Source organism: uncultured Sphaerotilus sp., assembly GCF_963924895.1.
Lineage (GTDB): Bacteria > Pseudomonadota > Gammaproteobacteria > Burkholderiales > Burkholderiaceae_C > Sphaerotilus.
On the sequence record NZ_CAWURG010000022.1, the window covers coordinates 42,725 to 64,641 of the forward strand.

The 21,917-nt window shown below is 67.8% G+C and carries 21 protein-coding genes; 6 read left to right on the forward strand and 15 right to left on the reverse strand.

The window, feature by feature from the left end:
• The first annotated feature begins 26 nt into the window (after nt 1-26).
• From AABN02_RS09240 to glcF, 3 genes are read left to right on the forward strand one after another with little or no spacing between them, the layout of a single operon-like run.
• Nucleotides 27-1,577 (forward strand): FAD-linked oxidase C-terminal domain-containing protein, encoded by a 1,551-nt coding sequence (locus AABN02_RS09240; protein ID WP_338414633.1) that lies wholly within the window; start codon nt 27-29, stop codon nt 1,575-1,577.
• A 32-nt stretch (nt 1,578-1,609) separates the two neighbouring features.
• Nucleotides 1,610-2,731 (forward strand): glycolate oxidase subunit GlcE, encoded by a 1,122-nt coding sequence (glcE, locus tag AABN02_RS09245; RefSeq protein WP_338414634.1) that lies wholly within the window; start codon nt 1,610-1,612, stop codon nt 2,729-2,731.
• 6 nt (nt 2,732-2,737) lie between these two features.
• A complete protein-coding gene (glcF, locus tag AABN02_RS09250) occupies nt 2,738-4,003 on the forward strand; it encodes a glycolate oxidase subunit GlcF (protein ID WP_338414635.1) in 1,266 nt (421 codons plus the stop codon).
• Nucleotides 4,004-4,021: 18 nt separating this feature from the next.
• Here glcF and AABN02_RS09255 read toward each other — a convergent pair whose 3' ends face one another.
• The 5 genes from AABN02_RS09255 to AABN02_RS09275 are packed head-to-tail and all read right to left on the reverse strand — an operon-like array spanning nt 4,022 to nt 8,829.
• Nucleotides 4,022-4,495 carry an SMI1/KNR4 family protein gene (locus tag AABN02_RS09255; RefSeq protein ID WP_338414636.1) on the reverse strand — a complete coding sequence of 158 codons (474 nt, stop codon included), beginning with the start codon at nt 4,493-4,495 and terminating at the stop codon, nt 4,022-4,024.
• 2 nt (nt 4,496-4,497) lie between these two features.
• Nucleotides 4,498-5,637, reverse strand: a complete 1,140-nt coding sequence (tgt, locus tag AABN02_RS09260) for a tRNA guanosine(34) transglycosylase Tgt (protein ID WP_338414637.1) — start codon at nt 5,635-5,637, stop codon at nt 4,498-4,500.
• A gap of 13 nt (nt 5,638-5,650) precedes the next feature.
• Nucleotides 5,651-6,262: a hypothetical protein gene (locus AABN02_RS09265; protein WP_338414638.1), complete on the reverse strand. Its 612-nt coding sequence runs from the start codon at nt 6,260-6,262 to the stop codon at nt 5,651-5,653.
• Nucleotides 6,262-7,674, reverse strand: a complete 1,413-nt coding sequence (locus AABN02_RS09270; protein ID WP_338414639.1) for an AAA family ATPase — start codon at nt 7,672-7,674, stop codon at nt 6,262-6,264. Before AABN02_RS09270 ends, AABN02_RS09265 begins: the two co-directional genes overlap by 1 nt.
• A 54-nt stretch (nt 7,675-7,728) precedes the next feature.
• Nucleotides 7,729-8,829, reverse strand: coding sequence for an ABC transporter ATP-binding protein (locus AABN02_RS09275; RefSeq protein ID WP_338414640.1), 1,101 nt, complete (start codon nt 8,827-8,829; stop codon nt 7,729-7,731).
• Between the two features lie 44 nt (nt 8,830-8,873).
• Between AABN02_RS09275 and AABN02_RS09280 the strand changes: the two genes are divergently transcribed.
• Nucleotides 8,874-10,517: an iron ABC transporter permease gene (locus AABN02_RS09280; protein ID WP_338414641.1), complete on the forward strand. Its 1,644-nt coding sequence runs from the start codon at nt 8,874-8,876 to the stop codon at nt 10,515-10,517.
• 4 nt (nt 10,518-10,521) lie between these two features.
• On the opposite strand, the gene AABN02_RS09285 is transcribed toward AABN02_RS09280, so the two are convergent.
• Nucleotides 10,522-11,556 (reverse strand): extracellular solute-binding protein, encoded by a 1,035-nt coding sequence (locus tag AABN02_RS09285; protein WP_338414642.1) that lies wholly within the window; start codon nt 11,554-11,556, stop codon nt 10,522-10,524.
• Between the two features lie 164 nt (nt 11,557-11,720).
• Here AABN02_RS09285 and AABN02_RS09290 point away from each other — a divergent pair, with 164 nt between their 5' ends.
• Nucleotides 11,721-11,942: a YdcH family protein gene (locus tag AABN02_RS09290; protein WP_338414643.1), complete on the forward strand. Its 222-nt coding sequence runs from the start codon at nt 11,721-11,723 to the stop codon at nt 11,940-11,942.
• Between the two features lie 25 nt (nt 11,943-11,967).
• Here the strand turns inward: AABN02_RS09290 and ahpF are convergent, their stop codons facing one another.
• From ahpF to AABN02_RS09305, 3 genes are all read right to left on the reverse strand, one after another.
• Nucleotides 11,968-13,548, reverse strand: a complete 1,581-nt coding sequence (gene ahpF, locus AABN02_RS09295) for an alkyl hydroperoxide reductase subunit F (RefSeq protein WP_338414644.1) — start codon at nt 13,546-13,548, stop codon at nt 11,968-11,970.
• A gap of 228 nt (nt 13,549-13,776) precedes the next feature.
• Nucleotides 13,777-14,340: an alkyl hydroperoxide reductase subunit C gene (ahpC, locus tag AABN02_RS09300; RefSeq protein WP_338414645.1), complete on the reverse strand. Its 564-nt coding sequence runs from the start codon at nt 14,338-14,340 to the stop codon at nt 13,777-13,779.
• Between the two features lie 114 nt (nt 14,341-14,454).
• The gene (locus AABN02_RS09305; protein WP_338414646.1) at nt 14,455-14,817 is read right to left on the reverse strand and encodes a carboxymuconolactone decarboxylase family protein; all 363 of its coding nucleotides are present in this window, start codon (nt 14,815-14,817) and stop codon (nt 14,455-14,457) included.
• A 160-nt stretch (nt 14,818-14,977) separates the two neighbouring features.
• Between AABN02_RS09305 and AABN02_RS09310 the strand changes: the two genes are divergently transcribed.
• Nucleotides 14,978-15,640 (forward strand): response regulator transcription factor, encoded by a 663-nt coding sequence (locus AABN02_RS09310; protein WP_338414647.1) that lies wholly within the window; start codon nt 14,978-14,980, stop codon nt 15,638-15,640.
• A gap of 12 nt (nt 15,641-15,652) precedes the next feature.
• Here AABN02_RS09310 and AABN02_RS09315 read toward each other — a convergent pair whose 3' ends face one another.
• Genes AABN02_RS09315 through AABN02_RS09340 form a run of 6 tightly spaced genes read right to left on the reverse strand, consistent with a single transcriptional unit; the run spans nt 15,653 to nt 21,912 of the window.
• Nucleotides 15,653-16,537, reverse strand: coding sequence for a formate dehydrogenase accessory sulfurtransferase FdhD (locus AABN02_RS09315; RefSeq protein ID WP_338414648.1), 885 nt, complete (start codon nt 16,535-16,537; stop codon nt 15,653-15,655).
• Nucleotides 16,538-16,540: 3 nt separating this feature from the next.
• A complete protein-coding gene (locus AABN02_RS09320) occupies nt 16,541-16,894 on the reverse strand; it encodes a hypothetical protein (RefSeq protein WP_338414649.1) in 354 nt (117 codons plus the stop codon).
• Nucleotides 16,891-18,045, reverse strand: a complete 1,155-nt coding sequence (locus AABN02_RS09325; RefSeq protein ID WP_338414650.1) for a formate dehydrogenase subunit gamma — start codon at nt 18,043-18,045, stop codon at nt 16,891-16,893. The genes AABN02_RS09320 and AABN02_RS09325 overlap by 4 nt, the downstream gene beginning before the upstream one ends.
• A gap of 9 nt (nt 18,046-18,054) precedes the next feature.
• Nucleotides 18,055-18,282 (reverse strand): hypothetical protein, encoded by a 228-nt coding sequence (locus AABN02_RS09330; RefSeq protein ID WP_338414651.1) that lies wholly within the window; start codon nt 18,280-18,282, stop codon nt 18,055-18,057.
• Entirely contained in the window at nt 18,279-18,893 is a 615-nt protein-coding gene (gene fdh3B, locus AABN02_RS09335) for a formate dehydrogenase FDH3 subunit beta (protein ID WP_338414652.1), read from the reverse strand. Before fdh3B ends, AABN02_RS09330 begins: the two co-directional genes overlap by 4 nt.
• A 34-nt stretch (nt 18,894-18,927) precedes the next feature.
• Nucleotides 18,928-21,912 (reverse strand): formate dehydrogenase subunit alpha, encoded by a 2,985-nt coding sequence (locus tag AABN02_RS09340; RefSeq protein ID WP_338414653.1) that lies wholly within the window; start codon nt 21,910-21,912, stop codon nt 18,928-18,930.
• Between the last annotated feature and the right edge of the window lie 5 nt (nt 21,913-21,917).

Genomic DNA, 21,917 nt, shown 5'->3' on the forward strand with positions numbered 1-21,917 from the left:
CCCGCCCTTGCTGGAGAAGTTTTCCGATGAACGCCCCCTTGCCGCAGGACGCACTGGCCACCGCAGGCCCGGCCGATGGCGGCGCGAGCGCCGAGGCGCCCGACAACCCGGCCGTCCGCCGACAACGCCAGAGCCGCCTGGTCCAGGCCCTGGGTTCCGTGCTGCCCCCGCACGCGCTGCTGTGGCAGTCCGAAGACACGATCCCCTACGAGTGCGATGGCCTGACCGCCTACCGCGCCCAGCCGATGGCGGTGGCGCTGCCCGAGACCGAGGAGCAGGTCGCCAACGTGCTGCGCGCCTGCCGGCGGCTGGAGGTGCCGGTCGTGGCGCGTGGCGCCGGCACCGGCCTGTCCGGCGGCGCCACACCGCACCGCGACGGCCTGACCCTGTCGCTGGCCCGCTTCAGCCGCATCCTGAAGATCGATCCGCGCGAGCGCACCGCCGTCGTGCAGTGCGGCGTGCGCAACCTCGCCATCAGCGAGGCCGCCGCACCCTTCGGCCTGTACTACGCGCCGGACCCGTCGAGCCAGATCGCCTGCACCATCGGCGGCAACGTGGCCGAGAACTCGGGCGGCGTGCACTGCCTGAAATACGGCCTGACGCTGCACAACGTGCTGAAGGTGCGTGGCTACAACGTCGAGGGCGAGCCGGTCGAGTTCGGCAGCGCCGCGCTGGACGCGCCCGGGCTGGACTTGCTGAGCGTGGTCATCGGCAGCGAAGGGATGCTGGCGGTCATCACCGAGGTCACCGTCAAGCTGGTGCCGCGCCCGCAGATCGCGCGCTGCATCATGGCCAGCTTCCCCACCGTCGAGACGGCGGGCGATGCGGTGGCCGAGATCATCGCCGCCGGCATCATCCCCGCCGGGCTGGAGATGATGGACAAGCCGATGACCGCCGCGGTCGAGGACTTCGTGCACGCCGGCTACGACCTGGAGGCCGCCGCCATCCTGCTCTGCGAGAGCGACGGCACGCCGGAAGAGGTGGAGGAAGAGATCGGCCGCATGACCGAGGTGCTGCGCCGCTGCGGGGCAAGCCGGCTCGAAGTCAGCCGCGACGAGGTGCAGCGGCTGAAGTTCTGGTCGGGTCGCAAGAACGCCTTTCCCGCCACCGGCCGCATCAGCCCGGACTACCTCTGCATGGACTCGACCATCCCGCGCCGGCGCCTGGCCGACATGCTGGGGGCCATCGCCGAGATGGAGTTCCGCCACGACCTGCGCTGCTGCAACGTCTTCCACGCCGGCGACGGCAACCTGCACCCGCTGATCCTGTTCGATGCCAGCCGCCCCGGCGAGCTGGAGCGGGCCGAAGCCTTCGGCGCCGAGATCCTGGAGACCAGTGTGGCCATGGGCGGCACGATCACCGGCGAGCACGGCGTGGGCATCGAGAAACTCAATTCCATGTGCGTGCAGTTCGCCCCCGAAGAGCGCGCGATGATGCTGGCGGTGAAGCGGGCGTTCGACGCGCCCGGTCTGCTCAATCCCGGCAAGGTGATTCCTTCCCTCCACCGCTGCGCCGAGTACGGAAGAATGCACGTCAAACGCGGTCTGCTGCCTTTCAGCGAACTGCCCCGTTTCTGATTCCTGACCGTGTTCCTGAACACCACACACCCATGAGCAAGGCCCTCGACAGCCTGATCGAACGCGTCCGCGTCGCCCGCGAGGCGCGTGGCAGCCTCGCCATCCGTGGCACGGGCACCAAGTCCTTCTACGGCGAGCCCATCCAGGGCCAGTTGCTCGACGTGCGCGGCCTGACCGGCATCACGCGCTACGAGCCCAGCGAGCTGGTCATGACCGTGCGCGGGGGCACCCCCATCGCCGAGGTCGAGGCCGAACTCGCCCGCCGCAACCAGTACCTCGCCTTCGAGCCGCCGCGCTACCCCGACACCGAGCGCCCCGGCCAGCGTGGCGGCACGATCGGCGGCATGGTGGCGACGGGCTTGTCCGGCCCCTCCCGCGCGGCGATGGGCAGCGTGCGCGACTACGTGCTGGGCATGACCCTGCTGACCGGCAAGGCCGAGGTGCTGACCTTCGGTGGCCAGGTGATGAAGAACGTCGCCGGCTACGACGTCTCCCGCATGGTCACCGGCTCGCTGGGCATCCTGGGCGTCATCTGCGAGGTGTCGCTGAAGGTGATGCCCACGCCGTCTTACACCAGCACGCTGCGCTTCGACTGCTCGGAAGGCGAGGCGCTCGACCTGATGCAGCGCTGGGCCGGCCAGCCGCTGCCGGTCAACGCGACCGCGTGGTGGCAGGGCGCGCTGGTGGTGCGCCTGTCCGGGGCGACGACCGCCGTGGCCGCCGCCAACCAGAAGATGGGCGGCGAGCCGATCGACAACGCACTGGCGCAGCGCTTCTGGCTCGGGATGCGCGACCAGACCGACGACTTCTTCGTCGAGGCGCGCCGCGCGCTGGCCGATGGGGCTGCGCTGTGGCGGCTGTCGGTGCCGTCGGGTGCACCACCGCTGCCGCTGCCGGGCGACCAGCTCATCGACTGGGGCGGCGCACAGCGCTGGTGGGTCACGCGCGAGCCCGCCGCCCGTGTGCGCCAGATCGCCACGCAGGCCGGCGGCCACGCCACGCTGTTCCGCGCCCGGGACAAGACCGCGTCGTCCAACGGCCTGGGCGTGTTCGCGCCGCTCAAGCCGCCGCTCGACCGCATCCACCAGGAACTCAAGCAGGCCTTCGACCCCGACGGCGTGTTCAACCCGGGCCGTCTCTACCCGGGACTCTGAGCCAGCATGCAAACCACCCTCGCGCCTGAATTCAAGGGCACCCCCGACGGCGACCGCGCGGAAGAGATCCTGCGCCGCTGCGTGCACTGCGGTTTCTGCACCGCCACCTGCCCGACCTACCAGCTGCTCGGCAACGAGCTGGACGGCCCGCGCGGCCGCATCTACCTGATCAAGCAGGTGATGGAAGGCCACGAGCCGACCCGCAAGACCCAGCTCCACCTGGACCGCTGCCTGACCTGCCGCAGCTGCGAGACGACCTGTCCGTCCGGGGTCGAGTACGGCGCGCTGGTCGAGATCGGCCGGCGCGTGGTGGACGCCAAGGTCGAGCGCCCGCGCGCCGACCGCACCGTGCGCTGGATGCTGCGCGAGACCATGACCTCGCCCAGCTTCGGCCCGATGCTGAAGGTGGGGCAGAACGTGCGCGCGCTGCTGCCGGGCATGATCAAGAACAAGGTGCCGTCCAAGCTGAGTGCGGCCGCGATGGCCCACGCCCAGCGCTGGCCCACGCGCGAACACCGCCGCAAGGTGCTGATGCTGCAGGGCTGCGTGCAGCCGACGCTGGCGCCCAACATCAACAGCGCCACCGCCCGCGTGCTCGATGCCTGCGGCGTGCAGACGCTGGTGTCCGACGAGGCCGGCTGCTGCGGCGCCGTGCGCGACCACCTCGGTGACCGCGAAGGCGCGCTGACCGACATGCGCCGCAACATCGACGCCTGGTGGCCCAAGGTCGAAGGGCTGGGTGGAGTCGAGCCGGTCGAGGCCATCGTGTTCAACGCCTCGGGCTGCGGCCTGTCGGTCAAGGACTACGGCCACGCGCTCGCGCACGATCCTGCCTACGCCGAGAAGGCGGCACGCATCAGCGCGGCCGCGCGGGACCTGTCCGAGCTGCTGCCCACGCTGATCGGCCCGCTCAAGGCCGTCATGGGCCAGCGCCGCGCCCGCGGTGTGCTGGCTTATCACCCACCCTGCACGCTGCAGCACGGCCAGAAGCTGCGCGGCGGCGTCGAGGCGGCGATGGCCGAGATCGGCTTCGAGGTGCACCTGCCGACGCAGGACAGCCACCTCTGCTGCGGCTCGGCCGGCACATATTCCGTGCTGCAACCCGAGATCGCCTACCAGCTGCGCGACCGCAAGGTGCAGACGCTGGAGGCGCGCCAGCCCAGCGTCATCATCTCCGGCAACATCGGCTGCATCCAGCATTTGCAGTCGGGGACGCAGTTGCCGGTCAAGCACTGGGTCGAGGTGATCGACGAGGTGCTGGCGGCGGGGTGAGGGCGCTGGACGCTGGCCTTACGCCGCCGTGCGCTGCAGCCAGCGGTTGAACCAGTCGCCGAAGCTGCTGCCGGCCAGCGCACGCTCGCCGGAGTCGTGCCACACCGTGATGACCTGACCGGCCGTGCCACCTTCGGCCGGGTCGAGGTCGAGGCACAGGTGGTTGCCGCCACCATCGTGCGTGAACGGGATCCAGCGCGGGTTCCACCAGTCATTGCGCACGCCCGCGGCCGGCGACGAATGCAGGGCCTTGAACCGCCCCGCGTCGTGCAGGCCTTTCCAGACCTGCCACTGCGCGAACACGTTCTGCGTCGAGAGGAATTCCTGCCCGTCGAACAGCCCGTCTGCCAGCCCGCGCTGGCCGTTGTGCTGGCAGAGCACTTGCACGTAGTCCACGGGCAGTGTGACGCCGAGTTGCTGCTGCAGTGTGGCGAGGTCGGCGTCGGTGGCCGGCGGGTTCAGGTCGTCCGACAGGGGCCAGCGGATGTCCATGGCTAGACCCCTCGGGCGCGATCGGCCTTGAACTGCACCTGAAATGTCGCGAACTCACCCGCATCCAGCGCGTTGCGCACTTCCTGCATCAGGTTCAGGTAGTAGTGCAGGTTGTGGATGCTGGTCAGCATCGGGCCGAGCATCTCGCCGCAGCGGTCGAGGTGGTGCAGGTAGGCGCGGCTGAAGTTCTGGCAGGTGTGGCACGCGCAGCTCATGTCGATCGGGCCTTCGTCCGACTTGTGGCGCGCGTTGCGGATCTTCAGGTCGCCGAAGCGGGTGAAGAGGTGGCCGTTGCGTGCGTTGCGGGTCGGCATGACGCAGTCGAACATGTCCACGCCGCAGGCGACACCTTCCACCAGATCTTCCGGCGTGCCGACGCCCATCAGGTAGCGCGGTTTCTGGCTGGGCAGCAGGTGCGGCGTGTGGCGCATGATCCGCAGCATCTCGTCCTTGGGCTCGCCGACCGAGACACCGCCGACCGCGTAGCCCGGCAGGTCCAGCTCCACCAGCCCGTTCAGCGACTCTTCGCGCAGGCTCTCGAACATGCCGCCCTGCACGATGCCGAAGAGGGCGTTCGGGTTCTCCAGCCGCTCGAATTCCGCCTTCGAGCGCTTGGCCCAGCGCATCGACAGCTCCATTGACACCCGCGCTTCCTTCTCGCTGGTGATGTGGCCGCTGCCCTTGACGCCTTGCCAGTAGGGCGTGCATTCGTCGAACTGCATGACGATGTCGGAGTTCAGCACCGTCTGGATCTGCACGCTGATCTCGGGCGTGAGGAAGAGCTTGTCGCCGTTGACGGGCGAGGCGAACTTGACGCCTTCCTCGCTGATCTTGCGCATCTCGCCGAGCGACCAGACCTGGAAGCCGCCCGAGTCGGTGAGGATGGGCTTGTGCCAGTTCTCGAACTTGTGCAGGCCACCGAACTGCGCCATCACGTCGAGTCCGGGGCGCATCCAGAGGTGGAAGGTGTTGCCCAGGATGATCTGCGCGCCCATCTCTTCGAGCGAGCGCGGCATCACGCCCTTGACGGTGCCGTAGGTGCCCACGGGCATGAAGATGGGGGTTTCGACGACGCCGTGGTTGAGCGTCAGGCGACCGCGGCGCGCGTGGCCTTCGGTGCCGAGGAGTTGGAATTGCAGCATGGGCGTGATTGTCTCAGGCCGTGAAGTGCTGCTGGATCTGGTGCTCCAAATGCTGGAACGATGGCAGGCGACGCAGTCGAGCCAGGCTGTCCACATCCATCTGAGCGGTGACGCCGTGGCGTTTTTCTTCTGGGTAGAACTTGCGCAGGCGACTCGCTGGCAGCTCACTGGCTGTGCGCAGCGCGTCGAACAGCACCTGTTTGGGGTTGGGCAGGGATTCGAGTTTCGTGATGGCAGGTAGACCGAGTGGGGTCTTCCCTGAGGGATTGCCCGCAGCAGCCCGGATGGCCTTTTCTTCGACCAGGAGCCAGGACTCCGTCATGCGTACGGGGACGATCAACATGGATGATGGGCAGCGTTCGATCTCTTCGAGTGCGTGTCGGATCTCCGCCGCCCGGGACGCAGAGGATTCCTTTTCGGCATCTCGGTGTACGAAGAGCAGGTCACACGGGTACAGGTCCAGTGCCTGCTTGATCCGCTCGATCAACGACAGGCCGGCGGGCAACTCCACCAGATGCGGTGGACGGTAGGGGCCGGGGCAATGCTCGTCGAGCAGCATCTCCAGCAGCGGAATCAGCACCCGATCCGAACTGCCATCGGCCACGAGCGTGCAGGTCACGGCCATCAGGTGCTCCGTGCTGCGGGTGTGCTGAACAGATCCAGCGTGAGGTGGTCTTGCACGCGGCGCTGCGCCGAGGGCGGTACCCTGGACAGGCCGCCCAGGTAAGCCTGCAATTCACCCTTGCTGATCAGCTCGGTCTGCGGAAGATGCTCTGCGCGCCAGGTGTTTCCCAGCGGTTTGAAATGGATCCACTCCGCTCGCCGTTCCCTCAGGGTTTCCGCCATCAGCAGATCGCTGTCAGGCAGTTCCGCCACGACCAGTGGTGAATGCGTGTTGATGATGACCTGCCGCAGCGTTGAAGCGTTGCCATCTTCCGAGTCGTCCGGATCCATGTCTTCGGCGAGGCTGCACACCAAGCGCAGCATCTCGGGAATCCGCTGCGGATGGATGCCGTTCTCCGGCTCTTCCAGGCAGACCAGACCTGTCGCCAGCGGGTCGGAGGCCAGCACCGCCAACGCGAGGAAGCGCAGCGTGCCATCGGACAAGGAACTGGCCGCATAGCGCTCCCGATTCTTCATCGTGACGCCGAGTGTGCGCTGCTGTCGAACGTCGTCGCTGTCCACGTCCACCGAGACGATGCCGGGGATCAGTTCGGCCAGTTGCTGCGCCACGGTGGCTTGACTGCCGATGCGCATCAATGTGTTGGGCAGATGGCCGCCCGTGACACTGAGTCGGGATTGGCCGCGGTACTCGTCCGGTGCGCGCAGGGCGCTCGGTTCGAGTTGCAGCAGGCGCCAGGACTGCAGTTCACGACGCGCCGCCAGTGCCGTGGGATGCGAGGATGCGTTCACGCCCGAGAGCACCGTCTGCGGTGATTTTCTGGCAGGGACTGTCGAAGGGCGACCGGCCTTGGCCAGGTCGCCGTACAGCTTGATGGCTTGCTCGTCATCCGTTTCGATGAACGGGGTCCGGCGCTTGCCCGGTCCGAAGACGTGGCGTTTGATCCAGGCCTTGCCTGGCTGGAAACGCAGCAGCTTGTCGGCTTCGCTGGAGGGTCTGGCGACCAGTTCCTCCTTGTCGATGTAGATCGGGTCCTTGCCTGTGTCGCTGTCACGCTTCGGATCGAATCCCAGTACCAAGGTGTACTGCAAGTAGGTGGCGGTGGCAGTGGCTTGGCGGTCGTAGTCGTCGGTGACCTCGCGTGGAACCACCATTTCGACGATCAGCGACATCTGCTTGGGGTCATCCGAGCGGGCGAACAGGTTCTCGATGCCGCTGATGCGGTCGCCCGTGCCGCGCACCTTCAGTGCCGCCTGCAGCAGCGGCATCGAGGCCAGGTCGCTCAGGAAGGTGATGGCATCGAACAGGTTGGACTTGCCGACGCCGTTGCGCCCGGCGATGCAGGTGAACGGCCCGAAGTGCACGTCGACATCGCGGAGGTTCTTGAAGCCCTTGATCTGCAGACGGGTCAGCATGTGAGGGTTCCTCGGCGGGTGACGGGACTGGAGTGCAGCATGGTGGAGATTGTCTCAGGCCCCCGCCGTCACCCCCGCCTGCTCGCGCTGGTAGGCCACCACATGCGCCAGCTCCAGCCGGATCCCGATCGCTTCGCCGATGGCGTGGTTGTGGTGCGAAGGCACGAGCGAGAGCACCTGCGCGCCGCTGTCGAGTGCCAGCGTGTAGAGGAACTCCGCGCCGCGGAAGGCCTTGTGGACCACGCGGGCGCGGATCGGCGCATCGTCGTCGTGGACCACGTCGTCGGGCCGCAGCAGCACATCGACCGCGCAGCCCGCGCCGCACAGGTCGCCATGCTCGGTGCAGCGGATCGGCTGGTCGCTGTGCGCCACCCCCAGTTCCGTGCGGATGTGGTGGTGCCCGGCCAGCACTTCGCCCGGCAGGAAGGCGCCTTGCCCGACGAAGTCGGCGACGAAGCGGTTCGCCGGCTCGTGGTAGAGCTGGTAGGCGCCGGCCCATTGCTGGATCCGCCCCTGGTGCATCACGCCGATCTCGTCGGCGATGGCGAAGGCTTCGTGCTGGTCGTGGGTGACGAGCAGGGCGGTGGTGCCCGCGGCTTTCAGCAGGCTGCGCAGTTCCGCCCCGAGCCGCTCGCGCAGTTCGATGTCGAGGCTGGAGAACGGCTCGTCCAGCAACATCAACCGCGGCGACGGCGCCAGTGCGCGGGCGAGTGCCACGCGCTGCTGCTGGCCGCCGGAGAGTTCGTGCGGGTAACGCTGCGCGGTGTGGCCGAGGCCGACCGTGTCGAGCATCTCCGCCACGCGCTGGGCAGGACTCGGATGGCCGCGCAGTCCGAAGCCGACATTGGCCGCCACGGTCAGGTGTGGAAAGAGGGCGTGGTCCTGGAACACCATGCCGATGCGGCGCTGTTCGGGTGGCACATGCACATGGGCCGAGCTGACCACCTGCCCGTCCAGCCGGATTTCGCCACCGAGCACCGGCTCGAAGCCCGCCACCGCGCGCAGCACGGTCGTCTTGCCGCAGCCGGATGGCCCGAGCAGGCAGCCGATGGCGCCTTGCGGCAGGTGGATCTCGAGGTGTTCGACGACGGTCTTGGGGCCGTAGCCGAGTCGGAGTCCGTCGAGAGCGAGCCAGGGAGCGGGGTGTATGGGCATGGTCCAGATGATAATGATTATCGTTGACCGTAATGGTGTCCCTGATGTCTGTTGCTATGAACCGCCGACCTTGGTTACTGTGGATCGCCGTACTGGCTGCGCTGCTGGTGGCGGCGCCGCTGCTGTCGGTCGGCACGCATGTGTTCTCCGGTGGCACGGGCGAGACCTGGCGTCACCTGGCCTCCACCGTCCTCGGCGACTATGTGGCGAGCACGCTGTGGCTGTGCCTGTGGGTCGGGCTGGGGGTGTCGGCGCTGGGGGTGGGCTCGGCGTGGCTGGTGACGCGCTACGAGTTTCCGGGGCGGGCGGGGTTCGAGTGGGCGCTGGTGCTGCCACTGGCGATGCCGTCGTATGTGATCGCCTATGTCTACACCGACTTTTTCCAGTACGTCGGGCCGGTGCAGACCGCGCTGCGTGAGGCCTTCGGCTGGCGCAAGGCCGATTACTGGTTCCCGGACGTGCGCACATTGGGCGGCGCGGCGCTGATGTTCACGCTGGTGCTCTACCCGTATGTCTACATGCTGGCGCGCACGGCGTTCATCGAGCGGGCGGGCGGCATGATCGAGGTCGGGCGCTCGCTGGGGCTGTCGCCGTTCCGGGCGTTCCTGCGGCTGTCGCTGCCCATGGCGCGGCCGGCGATTGCCGGTGGCGTGGCGCTGGCGCTGATGGAGACGCTGGCGGACTACGGCACGGTGTCCTACTTCGCGGTGCAGACCTTCACGACTGGCATCTACCGCGCCTGGTTCTCGCTCGGCGACCGGGTGGCGGCGGCGCAGCTCGCGCTGGTGCTGCTGGCCTTCGTGGTGGCGGTGCTGACGTTCGAGCGGGTCAGCCGGGGCGGGCGGCGTTACCACGACACGACGTTGCGGCGGCTCGGCAGCCCGCGTGCGCCGCTGACCGGCGTGAAGGCGGTGGGCGCGGTGATCGGCTGTGTGCTGCCGCTGGTGGCGGGTTTCCTGCTGCCGGCCGGGCTGTTGCTGAGGATGGCGCTCACCGACGGCGACGCGCAGTTCGGTGAACGTTTCTTCGTGCTGGCGCGCAACAGCATGCTGGTGGCCGGCACGACCGCGCTGCTGGCGGTGGCGCTGGCGCTGCTGATCGGTTATGCGGCGCGCATCCACCGCGGACCGGCCATGCGCTGGGCGCACCGGGTGGTGGGCCTGGGTTATGCGCTGCCGGGGTCGGTGATCGCGGTCGGGGTGCTGATCCCGGTGACGCGGCTCGACCACGCGCTGGCGGCGCTGATCGGCGAGCTGACCGGGCACACGCCGGGCTTGTTGTTCACCGGGAGCATCGCGGCGCTGGTCTACGCCTGCCTGGTGCGCTACCTGACGGCGGCGGTGCAGGCGATCGACGAGGGCCTGGGCCGCATCACGCCGAACATGGACCACGCCGCGCGCAGCCTCGGCCTGAGCGCGGGGCAGACGCTGCGGCGCGTTCACCTGCCGATGCTGCGGGGGAGTGCGCTGACGGCGGGGCTGCTGGTGTTCATCGACGTGATGAAGGAGCTGCCCGCCACGCTGGTGATGCGCCCGTTCAACTTCGACACGCTGGCCACGCAGACCTACACGCTGGCCTCGGACGAGCGGCTGACCGAGGCGTCGACCTCGGCGCTGGCGATCGTGGTGGTGGGGCTGGTGCCGATGGTGCTGCTGTGCCGCAGCATCGCGAAGGGGCGCTCGGCCTGAGCCGTCAGCGCCAGCCGGCGCGGTCGAATACCTTCTGCGCATTGACCGTGTTCTTCGCCAGGTCGCCGATCGGCAGCGCATCGGCCTTGAAGGTGCCCAGCGATTCGAGTGCGCGGTTGTTCGTCTTGACCGAGGCGACCACCGGCCACTCGTTGTTGCCGTCGGCGAAATAGAGCTGTGCGGCGTCGCTGGCGAGGTACTCCAGGAACTTCACCGCCGCCGCCTTGTTCGGCGAATACTTCAGCACGCCCGCGCCGGACACGTTCACGTGCGCGCCCCAGCTCGACTGGTTCGGCCACACCACGCCGACAGCGCGCATGGCCTCCTGGTCCGCCGGCTTGGTCGAGCGCAGCAGACGGGCGACGTAGTAGGTGTTCGACAGTGTCACGCCGCATTCGCCGGCCGCCACCGCCATGATCTGGTCGGTGTCGCCGCCTTTGGGCGCGCGGGCGAAGTTGGCCACCATGCCTCGGGCCCAGGCTTCGGTCTTCGCTTCGCCGTCATGGGCGATCAGCGCACCGCCCAGCGACAGGTTGTAGGGATGCGATCCCGAGCGCACGCAGACCTGGCCCTTCAGCGCCGGGTTGGCGAGGTCTTCGTAGTTCAGCACCTGCTCGCGCTTGAGGGCCGCCTTGTTGTAGACGATGACGCGGGCGCGGGTCGAGAACGAGTACCAGTTCGGCGTGCGCAACTGGGCCGGGATGCGGGTCTCCAGCACCGTCGACTTCACCGGCTGGAACAGGCCGAGCTTGTCGGCGATCTCCAGCCGCGTGGCGTCCACCGTGATCAGCAGGTCGGCGGGGCTGGCGGTGCCTTCGTTGCGGATGCGCTCGACCAGTTCGTCTTCCTTGCCGTCGATGCGGTTGATCTTGATGCCGGTGGTCTTGGTGAAGTTGCTGTAGAGCGCTTCGTCGGTCTGGTAGTGGCGCGCCGAGTAGATGTTGAGCACCTGCTCCTGCGCGAGCGCAGGCAGGCCGAGCAGCGAGACCGCCAGTGCGGCAGCGGTGGCGACGAAGGGGCGGCGGGTCAGGTGTGTCATGGTCGGGCGTCCGGCAATGGATCGACTGGATGGTGATGTCTCGATGTTATCAAGAATCATTCTCAATCGCAAAGATAGTGTCCGCTTCCTTGATCTGGGTAAAGTCCTGGCGGCACAGGTCGGCCTAGAGTGGGCGACTCCACCAAGACGCCAAGGAAGATCCCATGTTCCCCGAATACCGCGACCTGATCAGCCAGCTCAAGACCACCGACCACCACTTCCAGCACCTGTTCGACAAGCACAACGAACTCGACCAGCAGATCAAGAACATGGAAGCGCGCATCGTCGGCGCCACCCACGAGGAAGTCGAGGCGGCCAAGAAGGCGAAGCTGGTGCTGAAGGACCAGCTTTACGCCATCCTGCGCAAGGCCAGCGCCACCGCGTGAGCCGTGGCGCCGACCCGCGCCCGGCTCAGGCCGGTGCGCTGGTGCGGATCAGGTGGTCGAACGCGCTCAGCGCCGCGGTCGATCCCGCCCCCATCGCGATGATGATCTGCTTGTAGGGCACGGTCGTCACGTCCCCCGCAGCGAAGACGCCGGGCACCGAGGTCTGGCCGCGTGCGTCGATGATCACCTCGCCGCGTGCGCTCAGCTCCACCGTGCCCTTGAGCCACTCGCTGTTGGGCAGCAGGCCGATCTGCACGAAGATGCCGTCCAGCTCGACGCGGTGCATCGTGTCGTTCGTGCGGTCCTTGTAGCTCAGGCCGCTGACCTTCTGGCCGTCGCCGTGGACTTCGGTGGACAGCGCCGAGACGATCACCGTCACGTTCGGCAGGCTGAACAGCTTCTTCTGCAGCACGGCGTCGGCGCGCAGTTGCTTGTCGAATTCGATCAGCGTGACGTGGCGGACGATGCCGGCCAGGTCGATCGCGGCTTCCACACCCGAATTGCCGCCGCCGATCACCGCCACACGCTTGCCCTTGAACAGCGGCCCGTCGCAGTGCGGGCAGTAGGCCACGCCCTTGTTGCGGTACTCGGCTTCACCGGGCACGTTCATCTGGCGCCACCGCGCACCGGTCGAGAGGATGACCGTCTTGCTGCGCAGGCTCGCGCCACTCTCCAGCTTCACCTCGATCAGCCCGCCGGGTTCGCTCGCCGGCACCAGTGACACGGCGCGCTGCAGGTTCATCACGTCCACTTCGTATTGCTTGACGTGCTGCTCCAGCGCGGCGACCAGCTTCGGGCCGTCGGTTTCCTTCACCGAGATGAAGTTCTCGATGCCCATGGTGTCGAGCACCTGCCCGCCGAAGCGCTCGGCTGCGACGCCCGTGCGGATGCCCTTGCGCGCTGCATAGATCGCCGCCGCGGCACCCGCCGGGCCGCCGCCGACGATCAGCACGTCGAAGGCGTCCTTGGCCTCGAGCTTCTTCGCTTCGCGGTCCGAGGCGCCGGTGTCGATCTTGGCCAGGATCTCGGCCAGCTCCATCCGGCCCGACGCGAACATCTGCCCGTTCAGGTAGACACAGGGCACGCCCATGATCTGGCGCTCGTCGATCTCGGCCTGGAACATCGAGCCTTCGACGGCGGTGTGGCGGATCTTCGGGTTGAGTGCGGCCAGCAGGTTGAACGCCTGCACCACGTCCGGGCAGTTGTGGCAGGTCAGGGACATGTAGGTCTCGAAGACGAGATCCTGTCCCGGATCGAGCGCCTTGATCTGCGCGATCAGGTCGGCGTCCACCTTGGGCGGGTAGCCGCTGGTCTGCAACAGCGCGAGGACCAGCGACGTGAACTCGTGGCCCATCGGCAGGCCGGCGAAGCGCACGCCGGTGTCGGCGCCGGCACGGGTGATCTGGAAGGAGGGCACCCGCTCGCCGCTGGTCGCACCCGCCCGCACGCTCAGCTGGCCGGCCGGCGCGACCGAGGCCACGTCCGCCACCAGTTCGAGCATCTGGCGGGCATTCACGCTGTCGTCGGCGAAGGTGACGATCTCGATCGGCTGCACGAGGCGTTCGAGGTAGCTCTTCAACTGGGTCTTGAGGTTGCTGTCCAACATGGTCGGTGCTCCTTGAAGGTGAGGTAGGGGCGAGTCAGGCCGGAAGGGCTGCACGGGCTGCAATCCTTCGGGTCCGAAACATGGATGTTTTTTGCGTTGGCTCCTCCCCCCAGCGGGGGGAGGTTGGGAGGGGGGCTCGGCCTGCGCAGCCCTTGTTGACTGCGTTAGCCCCCACCCCGGCCCTCCCCCGCTGGGGGAGGGAGAAAGACCGGTAAGGTCAGTTCGTGATCAGATCTTGCCGACGAGGTCGATCGACGGCGTCAGCGTGGCAGCACCTTCGTTCCACTTGGCCGGGCAGACCTGGCCCGGGTGGGCGGCGGTGAACTGGGCAGCCTTCAGCTTGCGCAGCGTTTCCTTGACGTCACGGGCGATCTCGTTCGAGTGGATCTCGGCGGTCTTGATGATGCCGTCCGGGTTGATCACGAAGGTGCCGCGCAGTGCCAGGCCTTCTTCGGGGATGTGCACGCCGAAGGCATTGGTCAGCGTGTGGGTCGGGTCGCCCACCAGCGGGAACTTGGCCTTGCCGACGGCCGGCGAGGTCTCGTGCCACACCTTGTGCGAGAAATGGGTGTCGGTCGTGACGATGTAGACCTCGGTGCCGGCGGCCTGGAAGGCGGCGTAGTTGTCGGCAGCGTCTTCGATCTCGGTCGGGCAGTTGAAGGTGAAGGCGGCCGGCATGAAGATCAGGACCGACCAGTGGCCCTTCAGGCTCTCGTTGGAGACTTCAACGAACTGGCCGTTGTGGAAGGCGGTGGTCTTGAACGGCTGGACTTGGGTGTTGATCAGGGACATGCGAAGGCTCCTTGTGTCGCGGTTGAAAAGATCGGGTGATCGATTGACGCGAATCTTAGAGTCTGCGAACCAATTGATCCAATTGGCTGTTTTGTTTCATGTAATAGCTGGTTTCTATTTGGCAGCGAGTCGGGCGAATTCGTCGAAGGCGGAGACCGCGCCGGCGGCGTACATCAGCGACGGCCCGCCACCCATGTAGGTCGCCACACCGATCGCCTCGTCCACCTCCTGGCGGGTGGCGCCGAGCTTCACCAGCGCCTGGGTGTGGAAGCCGATGCAGGGGTCGCAGCGCGCTGCCACGCTGAGCGCCAGGGCGATCAGCTCCTTGGTTTTCTGGTCGAGCACGCCGCTGGCGGTGGCGGCCCGCCCAAGATCGCTGAAGGCCTTCATCACCTCGGGCGTGCTGCTGCGCAGGCTGGCAAGTTGTCCGGAGACGGTCTGGGTCAGGCTGCGGTAGCTGTCAGGGGCAGTGGTCATGGGAGCGTCCTTGGCGGTGAATGCGACAGGTTCCGATTGAGCCTCTTCTGCCGTCACCGCAGCTTGTCATGCATCAAGGGGTAGATGCGGTCGGGACGACGAGGCGATGGGCTGGCTATAGTGGTCACTTGTCTGATGAAGGATTCCGATCCTGCCCCCGATGAAGGCCCTGCTTGTCGACGACCACGCGCTGTTCCGCTCCGGCCTGATGCTGCTGCTGGCCGCCCGTTTCCCGGAGGTGGTGATGTGCGAGGCGGATGGGTTGAGTTCCGCGCTCACGCACCTGTCGGCCGAGCCGGACATCGAACTGGTGCTGCTCGACCTCGGGCTGAGCGACAGCCAGGGCCTGCCGACCCTGCGCCAGCTGCGCGCGGTGTCGAAGGAGCTGACCATCGTGGTGCTCTCTGCCAGCGACGATGTCGAGACCATGATCGCCGCGCTCAACGAGGGCGCCGCCGGCTTCATCCCGAAGACGACCCGCGGCAAGGGCGTCGAGCAGGCGCTGCGGGTCGTGCTGGGTGGCGGTATTTACCTGCCGCCGGCGGTCTACAGCGCGGTGGCCCCCCTGCCCGAACTGGAGCAGTCTGACGAGGAACGCTCTGCCGAAGCCATCGACCGGCTGGGGCTGACGCCGCGGCAGGTCGACGTGCTGCGCCTGCTGACGGCCGGTCAGTCCAACAAGGTGATCTGCCGCGAACTGGACTTGGCCGAGTCGACCATCAAGACCCACCTGCTGGGCCTGTTCCGCAAGCTGGGCGTGAACTCGCGCACCGAGGCGGTGGTGGAAGCGGCGCGGATCGGCCTGAAATTCCCGAACGCCTGATCGGCCAGCGCGTCAGCCTGCGACGACCCGCACGGCGGCCCGGTGCACCTCGGGCTCCGAATCGAAGCGGTCGAACCCGGTGTAGCAGAGGAAATGCCGGTTCGCCGCGCGCCCGAACAGCGTCATGCCGAGCCGGGTCGCGAGGTCGTGGCCCATCTGCGTGACCCCGTTGCGCGAGACGACGATCGGCACGCCCATGTGCGCGGCCTTCATCACCATCTCGCTGGTGAGCCGGCCGGTGGTGTAGAAGGTCTTGTCGCCGCCGTCCACGCCGTGCAGCCACATCCAGCCGGCAATGGTGTCGATGGCGTTGTGGCGGCCGACGTCCTCGATGAACATCAGCAATTGCGTGCCGAGGAAGAGCGCGCAGCCGTGGACCGAGCCGGCCTTGCGGTGGATGCTGTCCTGCTGGCGCATTACGTCGAGCAGGCCGTTGAGCGTGCCCTGGCGGATGCGCGCCGCGCGGGCGTCGGGCAGGCGGATGGCGTCCACCTGCTCCATCACGTCGCCGAAGACCGTGCCCTGGCCGCAGCCGGTGGTGACGACGCGCCGGCCGGTGCGGGTGTCGAGGTCCGGGATGCCCGAGCGGGTGTAGACGGCCGCAGCGCCGACGTCCCAGTCCACCGTGATCGAGGCGATGTCGGCCAGGTCCTGCACCAGCCGCTGGTTGCGCAGCCAGCCCAGCACCAGCAACTCCGGACTCGCGCCCAGCGTCATCAGCGTCACCACCTCGCGCTTGTCCACGAAGATGGTCAGCGGGCGCTCGGCGGGAATGGAGATCGTGCGGCGCTCGCCGTACTCGTCCATCACCTCGATCTCGCGCAGCAGCGGGTCGCGCGCCGCGGTCATCCGGGGCGCATCGGGGCGCAGGTCGGGCAAGGGCGCGGCGAAGGCCATGGTTCAGCCCTTGGACGCCGCAGCGGGTGGCGCGGAGGCGGCGGCGGCTGGAGCAGACGCAGCGACGGGCGGGGTGTAGACAAACGCGCCCGGGTCCGCGCAGGCGGGGGTTTCGGCGGCGGGCTTGACCTCCTTGCCGGCGGCCTTGGCCCGGGTGCGGTAGTCGGCCGCCACCTTGTCCATCGACAGGCAGAGCTTGTAGGCGTCGGCCTTGCCCGCGTGGGCGGTCTTGGCGGCGGCTTCGGCGGCCTTGGCCTTGGCTTCATCGCTCGGCGCGGGCAGCTTGGCGACGGCGGTGCCGACCAGCGCGGCCAGCAGCAGGGCGAAGGTGGTGGTGCGGGGAGGGGTGCGCTTCATGCGGGTCGACTCGCGTTGGATGGGACCGCCGCCGAAGCGGCGACCGGGGTGGAACGCTGCGCCGGGATCTTGCCGGCCTTGATGTCGTCGTACCAGAGTTCGTGGTGTTCCCGGGCCCAGGCTTCGTCGACGTAGCCGGTGCGCATCCCGTCGTAGGCGCCCTTCATGCCGATGGTGCCGATGTAGATGTGCCCCATGAACAGGGCCATCATCAGCACGGTGGCCGTGCCGTGGACCATGTTGGCGATCTGCATGTCGCCGCGCAGCCACTGCAGGCCGGGCAGCACGTCGTCGAGCACCAGCCCGGAGGCCACCACGACCAGCCCCAGCACGAACACACCACCCCAGAACACGACCTTTTCGCCGGCGTTGTAGCGGTGCGAAGGCACTTCCTCGCCGCCGAGCAGGCCGCCGCCCTTCAGCAGCCAGGACAGGTCGCCCTGGCGGGGCAGGTTGTCGCGGGCGAAGGTGACGATGACGATGAGCAGCGACACCGCGAACAGCGGCCCGGCGAAGTTGTGGGCGTTCTTCAGCACGAAGGTGAGCCAGCCGAACAGCGTGTGGCCCAGCACCGGCAGCAGCACGAACTTGCCGAAGGCCATCACCAGCCCGGAGACCGCCAGCACGACGAAGGCGATCGCGTTGAGCCAGTGCGCCGAGCGCTCCAGCGGCGTGAAGCGTTCGACCATGCGGCCGGTGTCGGGCGTGTGGCCGCCGAGCGCGCCCTTGCGCCAGTAGAACAGCGCGATCGCCAGCGCCAGGATCAGCAGCAGCGAACCCCCGTAAGGGATGAGCCACTGGTTGCGCACCTGCCGCCAGGCCTCGCCCGCGGTCGTGAGTCTGGAGCCGGGGTATTGAACGAGCGACTGGATCAGCACGCCCGTTTCAGCCCCGGGCAGCGACGAATAGCCGGGTTGTGTGCCCGTCTCGCGCACGGTGCGCCAGACTGGGGCGTTGTTGCCGGGCTGGCTCTTGCCGCGCTCGGCGGCGGTGTCGTCGGGGCGCGGCTCCGCGGGCGCGACGAAGCCGGCCGGTGCGCCAGTCATTGCTGGAGCCGAGGCGGCGTCGGCCGTTTGTGCACCGGCCGTGCCCGCGGTCAGCAGGACGGAGGCCAGCATCAGGGAGGCCAGGTGGCGGATCAGCTTGGACATCGCCGCTCCTCACGGCCGCGCGGGGGCGCGGACGTACTCGTTCTGGTTCTGGTTGCGGGACTTGATCTGCGATTCCCACGCGGCCTTGTCGCCGCCGGCGTAGGGGGCCTGATCGGGTTGCTTGGCGCGCAGCTCCTGCGTGCGCTCGCCGCAGCCGGCCAGCGCCGCGAGCAGCGCGAGCAGCGCGAGGGCGAGCACCAGCCCGCCGCGGTGGAGTGGGGTGGTGCGGCGGCTCATGGCTTGCTGGCCTCGGTGCTGCCGGCCGGCTTGCCGTAGGCGGTGCCCCAGCCCCAGACTTCGCTGCCCTTGCCGCGCTGGATCACGCGGGTGCGGAAGATGTCGGCGACCACGTCACCGTCGCCACCCAGCAGCGCCTTGGTCGAGCACTGCTCGGCGCAGGCCGGCAGCTTCCCCTCGGCCAGCCGGTTGCGGCCGTATTTCTCGTACTCGGCCTGGCTGGTGTTCTCTTCCGGGCCACCGGCGCAGAAGGTGCACTTGTCCATCTTGCCGCGCAGGCCGAAGGTGCCGTTGCTCGGGAACTGCGGCGCGCCGAACGGGCAGGCGTAGGAGCAGTAGCCGCAGCCGATGCAGACGTCCTTGTCATGCAGCACCACGCCTTCGTCGGTGCGGTAGAAGCAATCGACCGGGCAGACCGACATGCACGGGGCGTCCGAGCAGTGCATGCAGGCCACCGAGATCGACTTCTCGCCGGGGATGCCGTCGTTGAGCGTGACGACGCGGCGGCGGTTGACGCCCCAGGGCACGTCGTGCTCGGCCTTGCAGGCGGTGACGCAGCCGTTGCACTCGATGCAGCGCTCCGAGTCGCAGATGAATTTCATTCGGGCCATGTGGGTGCTCCGTTCAGGCGGCTGTCGTGTGGCTTCAAGCCGCTTTTTCGACCTGGCAGACCGTGGTCTTGGTCTCTTGCATCATCGTCACGCTGTCGTAGCCGTAGGTCGTGCCGGTGTTGACGGCCTCGCCCCGCACCACGGGCATCGCGCCGTCGGGGTAGTAAGCGGCCATGTCGGCCCCGCCCCAGCGGCCCGAGAAGTGGAAGGGCATGAACACCGTTTCCGCATCGACCCGCTCGGTCACCAGGGCCTTCATGCGCATCCCCTTGAACTCCGGCACGGCTGCCATCGGCGGGGTCTTCACCCAGACCCAGTCGCCGTTGCGGATGCCGCGGTCGTTGGCGGCCTTCGGGTTCAGCTCGATGAACATGTCCTGCTGCAGCTCGGCCAGCCAGGGGTTGGAGCGGGTTTCCTCGCCACCGCCCTCGTACTCGACCAGCCGGCCCGAGGTCATGATCAGCGGGAAGGTCTTGCCGATGTCCTTGTTCTTCTCCTGCACCGACTTGTAGAGCGTCGGCAGGCGCCAGAAGGCCTTCTTGTCGTCGTGGGTCGGGTACTTGGCGACGAGGTCCGGGCGGGTCGAGTAGAGCGGCTCGCGGTGCTTCGGGATCGGGTCGGGGAAGTTCCAGACCACGGCGCGGGCCTTGGCATTGCCGAAGGGGTGGCAGCCGTGGACCTTCATCGCCACGCGGATGATGCCGCCCGACGGGTCGGTCTTCCAGTTCTTGCCTTCCGCGGCAGTCTTCTCGGACTCGCTCAGGTCGTCCCACCAGCCGAGTTTCTTCAGCAGCAGGTGGTCGAACTCCGGGTAGCCGGTGGTCAGGTCCGCGCCCAGCGAGTGCGAGCCATCGGCGGCCAGCAGCGAGGTGCCGTCCCGCTCGACCCCGAAGTTCGCGCGGAAGTTGCCGCCGCCGTCCATGACGTGCTTGCTGGTGTCATAGAGGTTGGGCGAGCCGGGGTGCTTCAGCTCCGGCGTCCCCCAGCACGGCCAGGGCAGGCCGAAGTACTCGCCGTCCAGGTTCAGGCCGGTCTGCTTGTCGATGCCGCCCTTGGCCTTGAGCGTCTTCACGTCGAAGACGTTCATGTTGCGCATGTGGGCCTGCAGCCGCTCCGGGCTCTGGCCGGTGTAGCCAATCGTCCAGACGCACTTGTTGATCTCGCGCAGGATGGAATCGGTCTCCGGCTCCATCAGGTTGCCCTTGCCGGGGACCATCTTGAAGTTCTTGACCAGCTCCGTCCCGAAGCCGAGTTTTTCGGCCAGCTGGTACATGATCATGTGGTCGGTGCGCGATTCCCACAGCGGATCGATCACCTTCTCGCGCCACTGCAGCGAGCGGTTCGACGCGGTGCAGGAGCCGCTGGTCTCGAACTGCGTGCAGGCGGGCAGCAGGTAGACGGCGCGGTTGGCGTTCAGGTCGTCCTTGTTGCCCGGCATCGCGGCCATCGCGGCGGTGGCACTCGGGAAGGGATCGATCACGACCAGCAGGTCGAGCTTGTCCATCGCCTGCTTCATCTCCAGACCGCGGGTCTGCGAGTTCGGCGCATGGCCCCAGAAGAACAGGCCACGCAGGTTCGAGTCCTGGTCGATCAGCTCGTTCTTTTCCAGCACGCCGTCGATCCAGCGCGAGACCGTCATGCCGGACTTGGTCATCATGCCGGGCGCGTACTGCTTCTTGATCCACTCGAAGTCGACGCCCCAGGTCTTGGCGAAGTGCTTCCACGCGCCTTCCGCCAGACCGTAGTAGCCGGGCAGCGAGTCCGGGTTCGGGCCGACGTCGGTGGCGCCCTGCACGTTGTCGTGGCCGCGGAAGATGTTGGTGCCGCCGCCGGACTTGCCGACGTTGCCGAGCGCCAGTTGCAGCAGGCACGAGGCGCGCACGATCGCGTTGCCGATGGTGTGCTGCGTCTGGCCCATGCACCAGACGATGGTGCCGGGGCGGTTGTCCGCCAGCGTCTTGGCCACCTGGTAGCAGGTCGCTTCATCGACACCACAGGCTTCCAGCACCTTGTCCGGTGTCCACTGGCTCAGGCACTCCTCGCGCACCTTGTCCATGCCCCAGACCCGGTCTTCGAGGTACTTCTTGTCCTCCCAGCCGTTCTTGAAGATGTGGTGCATCACGCCGAACAGGAAGGGAATGTCCGAGCCCGAGCGGATGCGCACGTACTGGTCCGCCTTCGCCGCGGTGCGGGTGAAGCGCGGATCGACCACGATCATCTTGCAGCCCGTCTCCTTGGCGTGGAGCATGTGCAGCATCGACACCGGGTGCGCTTCCGCCGCGTTCGATCCGATGTAGATCGCCGACCGCGAGTTCTGCATGTCGTTGTAGGAGTTGGTCATCGCGCCATACCCCCACGTGTTCGCCACACCCGCGACGGTGGTGGAGTGGCAGATGCGCGCCTGGTGGTCGGTGTTGTTCGAGCCCCAGAAACTGATCCACTTGCGCAGCAGATAGGCCTGCTCGTTGTTGTGCTTGGAGGAGCCGACGACAAAGAGCGAGTCCGGCCCGCTCTGCTTCTTCAGCTCCAGCATCTTGGCGCTGATCTCGGTCAGTGCCTCGTCCCAGGAGATGCGCTTGTACTTGCCGTCGACCAGCTTCATCGGGTACTTCAGCCGGTACTCGCCGTGGCCGTGTTCGCGCAGCGCCGCGCCCTTCGCGCAGTGGGCGCCCATGTTGATGGGCGAGTCGAACACCGGCTCCTGGCGCGTCCAGACGCCGTTTTCCACCACCGCGTCCACCGCGCAGCCGACCGAGCAGTGGCCGCAGACGGTGCGCTTGACCTCGATCTTCTTGCCGCCGCCCGCAGCGGCCGACGCGGCATCTGCGGCCTCGACGCGCTTGACCAGCGTCAGTTGCGACGCGGCCAGCCCGGCGCCGACCCCCAGGCCGGAGCGGCGCAGGAAGGTGCGTCGGTCCAGCGTCGGGATCGCCCGGCCGATGCCGCGGGCCAGGCTGGACACCAGCGGGGAAGGGGACGATCCGGGCGTGGACGGGGTGGCGCGGCGGGTGAGCAGCATGGGGG

What these genes read in the sequence shown, in the direction of transcription:
- AABN02_RS09240 (WP_338414633.1), top strand. Translation starts at nt 27, where the DNA reads ATGAACGCCCCCTTGCCGCAGGACGCACTGGCCACCGCAGGCCCGGCC.
- glcE (WP_338414634.1), top strand. Translation starts at nt 1,610, where the DNA reads ATGAGCAAGGCCCTCGACAGCCTGATCGAACGCGTCCGCGTCGCCCGC.
- glcF (WP_338414635.1), top strand. Translation starts at nt 2,738, where the DNA reads ATGCAAACCACCCTCGCGCCTGAATTCAAGGGCACCCCCGACGGCGAC.
- AABN02_RS09255 (WP_338414636.1), bottom strand. Translation starts at nt 4,495, where the DNA reads ATGGACATCCGCTGGCCCCTGTCGGACGACCTGAACCCGCCGGCCACC.
- tgt (WP_338414637.1), bottom strand. Translation starts at nt 5,637, where the DNA reads ATGCTGCAATTCCAACTCCTCGGCACCGAAGGCCACGCGCGCCGCGGT.
- AABN02_RS09265 (WP_338414638.1), bottom strand. Translation starts at nt 6,262, where the DNA reads ATGGCCGTGACCTGCACGCTCGTGGCCGATGGCAGTTCGGATCGGGTG.
- AABN02_RS09270 (WP_338414639.1), bottom strand. Translation starts at nt 7,674, where the DNA reads ATGCTGACCCGTCTGCAGATCAAGGGCTTCAAGAACCTCCGCGATGTC.
- AABN02_RS09275 (WP_338414640.1), bottom strand. Translation starts at nt 8,829, where the DNA reads ATGCCCATACACCCCGCTCCCTGGCTCGCTCTCGACGGACTCCGACTC.
- AABN02_RS09280 (WP_338414641.1), top strand. Translation starts at nt 8,874, where the DNA reads ATGTCTGTTGCTATGAACCGCCGACCTTGGTTACTGTGGATCGCCGTA.
- AABN02_RS09285 (WP_338414642.1), bottom strand. Translation starts at nt 11,556, where the DNA reads ATGACACACCTGACCCGCCGCCCCTTCGTCGCCACCGCTGCCGCACTG.
- AABN02_RS09290 (WP_338414643.1), top strand. Translation starts at nt 11,721, where the DNA reads ATGTTCCCCGAATACCGCGACCTGATCAGCCAGCTCAAGACCACCGAC.
- ahpF (WP_338414644.1), bottom strand. Translation starts at nt 13,548, where the DNA reads ATGTTGGACAGCAACCTCAAGACCCAGTTGAAGAGCTACCTCGAACGC.
- ahpC (WP_338414645.1), bottom strand. Translation starts at nt 14,340, where the DNA reads ATGTCCCTGATCAACACCCAAGTCCAGCCGTTCAAGACCACCGCCTTC.
- AABN02_RS09305 (WP_338414646.1), bottom strand. Translation starts at nt 14,817, where the DNA reads ATGACCACTGCCCCTGACAGCTACCGCAGCCTGACCCAGACCGTCTCC.
- AABN02_RS09310 (WP_338414647.1), top strand. Translation starts at nt 14,978, where the DNA reads ATGAAGGCCCTGCTTGTCGACGACCACGCGCTGTTCCGCTCCGGCCTG.
- AABN02_RS09315 (WP_338414648.1), bottom strand. Translation starts at nt 16,537, where the DNA reads ATGGCCTTCGCCGCGCCCTTGCCCGACCTGCGCCCCGATGCGCCCCGG.
- AABN02_RS09320 (WP_338414649.1), bottom strand. Translation starts at nt 16,894, where the DNA reads ATGAAGCGCACCCCTCCCCGCACCACCACCTTCGCCCTGCTGCTGGCC.
- AABN02_RS09325 (WP_338414650.1), bottom strand. Translation starts at nt 18,045, where the DNA reads ATGTCCAAGCTGATCCGCCACCTGGCCTCCCTGATGCTGGCCTCCGTC.
- AABN02_RS09330 (WP_338414651.1), bottom strand. Translation starts at nt 18,282, where the DNA reads ATGAGCCGCCGCACCACCCCACTCCACCGCGGCGGGCTGGTGCTCGCC.
- fdh3B (WP_338414652.1), bottom strand. Translation starts at nt 18,893, where the DNA reads ATGGCCCGAATGAAATTCATCTGCGACTCGGAGCGCTGCATCGAGTGC.
- AABN02_RS09340 (WP_338414653.1), bottom strand. Translation starts at nt 21,912, where the DNA reads ATGCTGCTCACCCGCCGCGCCACCCCGTCCACGCCCGGATCGTCCCCT.